The sequence below is a fragment of the Leuconostoc sp. genome (assembly GCF_965300815.1).
Window position 1 is genome coordinate 1 of record NZ_CBDKZH010000084.1, and the last position, 5,375, is coordinate 5,375.

5 protein-coding genes are annotated in these 5,375 nt (G+C 43.2%); 1 reads left to right on the plus strand and 4 read right to left on the minus strand.

Annotated features, from left to right (window positions below; genetic code table 11):
- Positions 1–2,164, minus strand: a 2,164-nt coding sequence (locus ACW12G_RS05955) for an AAA family ATPase (RefSeq protein ID WP_455647502.1), incomplete at its 3' end; no start/stop codon positions are given.
- A gap of 79 nt (positions 2,165–2,243) precedes the next feature.
- Positions 2,244–2,477: a transcriptional regulator gene (locus tag ACW12G_RS05960; protein WP_147000815.1), complete on the minus strand. Its 234-nt coding sequence runs from the start codon at positions 2,475–2,477 to the stop codon at positions 2,244–2,246.
- 266 nt (positions 2,478–2,743) lie between these two features.
- Here ACW12G_RS05960 and rlmD point away from each other — a divergent pair, with 266 nt between their 5' ends.
- The gene (rlmD, locus tag ACW12G_RS05965; RefSeq protein WP_455647503.1) at positions 2,744–4,237 is read left to right on the plus strand and encodes a 23S rRNA (uracil(1939)-C(5))-methyltransferase RlmD; all 1,494 of its coding nucleotides are present in this window, start codon (positions 2,744–2,746) and stop codon (positions 4,235–4,237) included.
- Between the two features lie 48 nt (positions 4,238–4,285).
- Here rlmD and ACW12G_RS05970 read toward each other — a convergent pair whose 3' ends face one another.
- On the minus strand, positions 4,286–5,122 hold the full coding sequence (locus ACW12G_RS05970) for a hypothetical protein (RefSeq protein WP_455647504.1): 837 nt from the start codon (positions 5,120–5,122) through the stop codon (positions 4,286–4,288).
- A complete protein-coding gene (locus ACW12G_RS05975) occupies positions 5,119–5,325 on the minus strand; it encodes a PadR family transcriptional regulator (RefSeq protein WP_455647505.1) in 207 nt (68 codons plus the stop codon). The genes ACW12G_RS05970 and ACW12G_RS05975 overlap by 4 nt, the downstream gene beginning before the upstream one ends.
- Positions 5,326–5,375 lie beyond the last annotated feature (50 nt).

Here is a 5,375-nt window from a genome sequence, read left to right on the forward strand (position 1 = left end):
CAGCATCTGAAGCTTCACGAAGTTCTTCATCTTCATTCACGACATCATTGTCAGTCAAAGCGGAAATGACCAACTTGTCGTCAACTAAGTCAGCACGCAAGTGCTTTTCTTCAGGGTTTTCAAGATAGAAGTCCGTTACTTGATCACGGATTTGTTGTTCGATCACACGACGAAGTGGACGTGCACCCATTGCTTCGTCATAACCTTGTTCAATCAAGTATTCCTTGGCAGCATCAGTCACTGTCAACGTGATGTCCTTCTTAGCCAATGTTTCGTTCACATCGTCCAACATCAAGTTCACAATGTGCTCCAAATCAGTCTTTGTCAAAGCTGAGAATTCGATTACGCCGTTGAAGCGGTTCAAGAATTCTGGACGGAAGTAAGGGGCCAAACGGTCCATCAATTCACCTTCGCTCTTGTCTGAGAAGCCAGCGTTTGATGTGGCAATAATCACTGTGTTCTTGAAGTTCACAACGTTACCTTGACCGTCAGTCAAACGACCATCATCCATCACTTGCAACAACAATGTCAAAACTTGTGGGTTAGCCTTTTCAATTTCATCCAATAGGACAATTGAATATGGATTACGACGAACCTTTTCAGTCAATGTGTTGCTGTTGTCGTCATAACCAACGTAACCGGCTGTCGTACCAATCAACTTTGATACGGCTGTCAAGTCTGAGTATTCTGACATATCCAAGCGGATGATGTTTTCCTTTGAACCAAACATTTCAAGGGCTAATTGCTTAGCCAATTCTGTCTTACCAACACCAGTAGGACCGACAAATAGGAAGCTACCGATTGGACGGTTACCTTCGTCAAATCCGGCACGGTTACGACGGATGGCACGTGCCACCATGTTAACCGCTTCATCTTGACCAATAACCTTACCAGCCAAACGTGAACCGATCGTCTTCAAACGTTCGATATCTGAAGCACCCATTTGTGATACTGGGATACCCGTCAAACGTTCAACAGATTCAGCCACATCGTTTGTTGTTGCAACAACCTTAGTTGCCTTGTCTGCGCCAGCAATTTCCTTTTCCAAGTCAGTAATCTTGTTCTTGTGCATCAAAGCGGCTTCGAAGTCTTCGTCAGAAACAGCCTTTTCTTGCTTTTCCTTAGCTTCAGCAAGTTGCTTTTCAAGACTTACCTTATCTGTAACAGGGTTCTTAGCACTCAAGTGTGCAGCTGTCATATCCAACAAATCAATGGCCTTATCTGGCAATGAACGTTGTGGGATGTATTGAATTGAATAGTCAACTGCAGCCTTCAATACTGGTTCTGGCAATTCAACATGGTGGTGCTTTTCATACAATGACGCAATACCCTTAAGGATTTCCAATGTGTCCTTTGCTGATGGGGCATTAACCGTTACTTCATTGAAACGACGTGCCAATGCGGCATTCTTCATGATTGTGTTACGGTATTCGTCTTGTGTTGTCGCACCAATAACTGAAATTTCACCACGGCTCAAAGCTGGCTTGATGATATCAGCCAATCCCTTCCCGCCATCTTGGCCACCAGTTGAACCGGCACCTAGAATTTGGTGGATTTCGTCAAAGAACAAGATGATGTTTCCGGCAGCCTTAACTTCCTTCACCAAGTTTTGGATGTTTTCTTCAAAGGCACCACGGTATTGTGTACCAGCTTCAAGACTTGAAATATCAATTGAGAAGATTTCCTTGTCTTTAATTGCGGCTGGGACATCACCATTTACAATGGCTTGTGCCAAACCTTCAACAACCGCTGTCTTTCCAACACCGGCATCCCCAACCAATACTGGGTTGTTCTTTGTACGACGACCAAGGATTTCAGCTGTTTCTTGAATTTCCTTGTTACGGCCAATAACTGGGTCAAGCATACCTTCACGTGCTTCAGCCGTCAAGTTACGACCAAGCTTCATCAAGATGCCTTCTTGCTTAACTTGTCCAGGTTGTTGTGCAGCCATGCGACCGTTACCAGCAACGTGTCCTTGTTGTGTACTTTGTGGCAACTTACCAGTTTGACGATATTCTGCAAATTGTTCAGGTGTTACTTCTTGTCCGTTGATCAAGTAACGACGGTTTTCAGTGTTGAAACCGTTCATGTTACCCATCATGTTGTTAAAAATTTCGTTCATGTCAGATCCGAATGGATCATCGAAAAAGTTGTTATTTGCCATAAGTATATCCCCTCTTATCTTAAGTTATAATCAAAATTATCTGCGTCAAGCCCCAACTACGCTGATATCAAATAACGGTTCAACGTCCCTCAGGGTTGAAATAAAAATTTTCTAGATCGCGAAGCACTTCCCACATGGCCTTATTTCGGGCCTTAGCAAGTGCATCCAAATCTCTAACATTTAAACTAGTTGCGTCTGATTGTGTTTTGTTAAACGATTTATGAATCGTTGTATAGCCGTAACCAGACGCCTTCGCTACCCGATAAATCGTGAGCGAATTATCATCTAAATACGCCTTAATATCAAATTTCATGATCGTTTGCTCCAACTAATTTATCTATTTTGTCTGACCGTGCACATGAATGTGGTGACGATCAGTAAAGCTTATGCTCCCCTTCATTTTCCCCCATCTCCTTTACGATTACTATTGTACCACTTTTGTATTATAACGCAAGTGTAAAACACTCACTTTTGTAAATTATTTTATCAGCCCAGAGCTGTTATACTGAATAGGTAACACCGTCACCATAGCATTGCATTGCAGAAAGGACATGTGCGTGATCCACGTACATCATAAACATGACAGAAAATACAAACAAAAAACGGGCTTATGCACAAAAAGCACGGCCAACAACCGGCAAAAAGCCCTATTATGGTAAAAAATTTGATCCCCGTCGACAGGATCGTCGCCAAGCAACCGGCGACGGGGTCGATGTGCGCATCGGTCAAAATTTTCCACTCACCATTAAGCGTTTAGGGATCAACGGCGAAGGTATCGGCTACTTCAAACGTAAAATCGTATTCGTCCCTGGTGTTTTACCTGATGAAGTCGCAGTCGTTAAGGTAACCGATGTCCAACCAAAATACATCACAGCTAAAGTGCTCAAAATCCGTGAAAAGTCCCCTAGTCGGGTCGCCCCACGCGATGAGTACGCCGATGAAGTCGGTGGTTTTGAACTGGAACACATGACTTATCCAGCACAATTAGCCTTCAAAAAAGACGTGATTGCCCAAGCCTTAGAAAAGTTCCAACCACGCGGTTGGACTGATTATGACTTGCGCGATACCATTGGTATGGCAAACCCCTATGAATACCGCAACAAAGCGCAATTCCCTGTACGAAAAATTGGCGATAAGCTGAGCGTGGGGATGTACAAGCGCAGTAGTCATGATTTAGTCGACTTACCTGTTGTGCACACGCAAGATCCAGCAACCATGAAAGTACTGCGAACAGTCCGTGATTTGCTGGATAAATTATCCGTTTCGATTTATAACGAAGATAAAAATCGTGGGACTGTCAAAACCATTGTCGCGCGTGCGTCACATTCAACCGGCGAAGTTCAATTGACCTTTGTCACCAATACTGATGGCTTCCCTGGCGATGCCGCCTTAATTGAAGCCATTAACCAAGCCCTCCCCGAGGTCACCGGTATTTTTCAAAACTTTAATCCTGGCCGAACAAGCATTGTTTGGGGTGAAGAAACCATCAAATTATGGGGGAAGGATTACATCGAAGAAACGATTATGGGGAAAACTTTTCAGTTATCACCACGCGCCTTCATGCAATTAAACTACACCCAAATGATCGTTATTTATAACGAGGCCCTTGCCGCCCTCGATTTGACTCATGCAGATAAGCTCGTAGATGCTTATGCCGGTGTCGGCACAATTGGGCTGAGTTTGGCAGATAAGGTCGGTGAAGTACGCGGTATGGAAATCATTCCAGAAGCCGTCGATGATGCCAACATTAACGCTGAAATCAACCACATTACCAATGCCAAATACGAAATTGGCACGGCAGAAGAACTCTTTCCAAAATGGCAAGCAGAAGGTTGGATCGCCGACGCCCTCGTGGTGGATCCACCACGTACTGGTTTAGATACTGCCTTGCGTCGTGAAATTCTACGCACCAAGCCAGAAAAGTTTGTTTATATTTCTTGCAACGCGTCAACCTTAGCACGAGATTTAGTAGATCTCACCCAAGCTTATCAGGTGGAGTATATTCAAAGTATCGATATGTTCCCACAAACTGCCCGTTGGGAAGGCGTCGTGAAGTTAACACGCCGTGATTAAAACATAAAAACAGCCAAACCATTAATGGTTTGGCTGTTTTTAGTTTTATCATTCTGATTTCTTCATTTTATTCACTGCAAAGTAACTCATTAAATAAAAGACAATCATCACAATAACCATTAACCCAGCGTAAAGATAACGACCAGATTTCATACTAAGCAACGCATCAAAGTGCGGTATTCTTGCAATAATACCCATAATGCCAAAGGCCAACGCTACAATCACAAAAGGCGTCCACATCTGTTTATCTGTCAATCGCAGATAAACAATTCCGCCTATTAACCAACCTAACAAAATAACACCAATCCCCCAAATGCCATCAAGCGATATTCTGACCGGAGTTTTCACCAAAATAGTGATTAAAGATAGCGGCGCCAACGCAATAATACCTATAAGCCACCAAATCAGCCATTGCATCACCTTATGCAAGCGCCCCGTCGATACGCGATAAATCGTTACCGCAAGGTACTTAAAAAGTATCATAATCATTAGCAAGGTATACAATCCAGCAATTAACATGGTCCCCACATCAGTTGGTTTACCAGTTGTCGTCAATGTTGGAAAGATGGTAATGCCCATATAACTCCCGACAGCTATCAGCGCGAGTTTGATCACCGCCCAAAAATTTCTGGGTACTTCTGCCAAAAATGCATCCGCTACCTCTTTTGGCTCTTTTCCGAAATAATCAACTGCAGATAGGCCATCTTTTTGGGCAGCAAGAATATCTTGTAATACATCAAGTAAGAAGGATTCAATTTGCGCCTCATCGCGCGAGACGCTTTGAAAGCGCAAATAAAGTAGCAAATCATTATAGTAGGCTTTATTTTCATCATTTAAACGTTGCCGCAATTGGTTATTTTCTTCAATCATCTGATTTGTGTTCATTTTCTCTCCCCCTCAATCATGCGATTAACGACATTTGCTAAGATATCCCACTCCAAAAGAAATGCCTGCTTTTCAACTTCCCCAGCTGGTGTCACATAGTAATACTTACGGTCTGGTCCTTCTTGAGACGGTTGCATTTTCCCCATAATTAACCCACGCCTTTCCATTGCAGCTAATAGCGGATAAGTTGTCCCTTTTGGAATACCTTCTTAGCCATAGTCATTCATTTGCTTACTAATGCCGTAGCCATAAT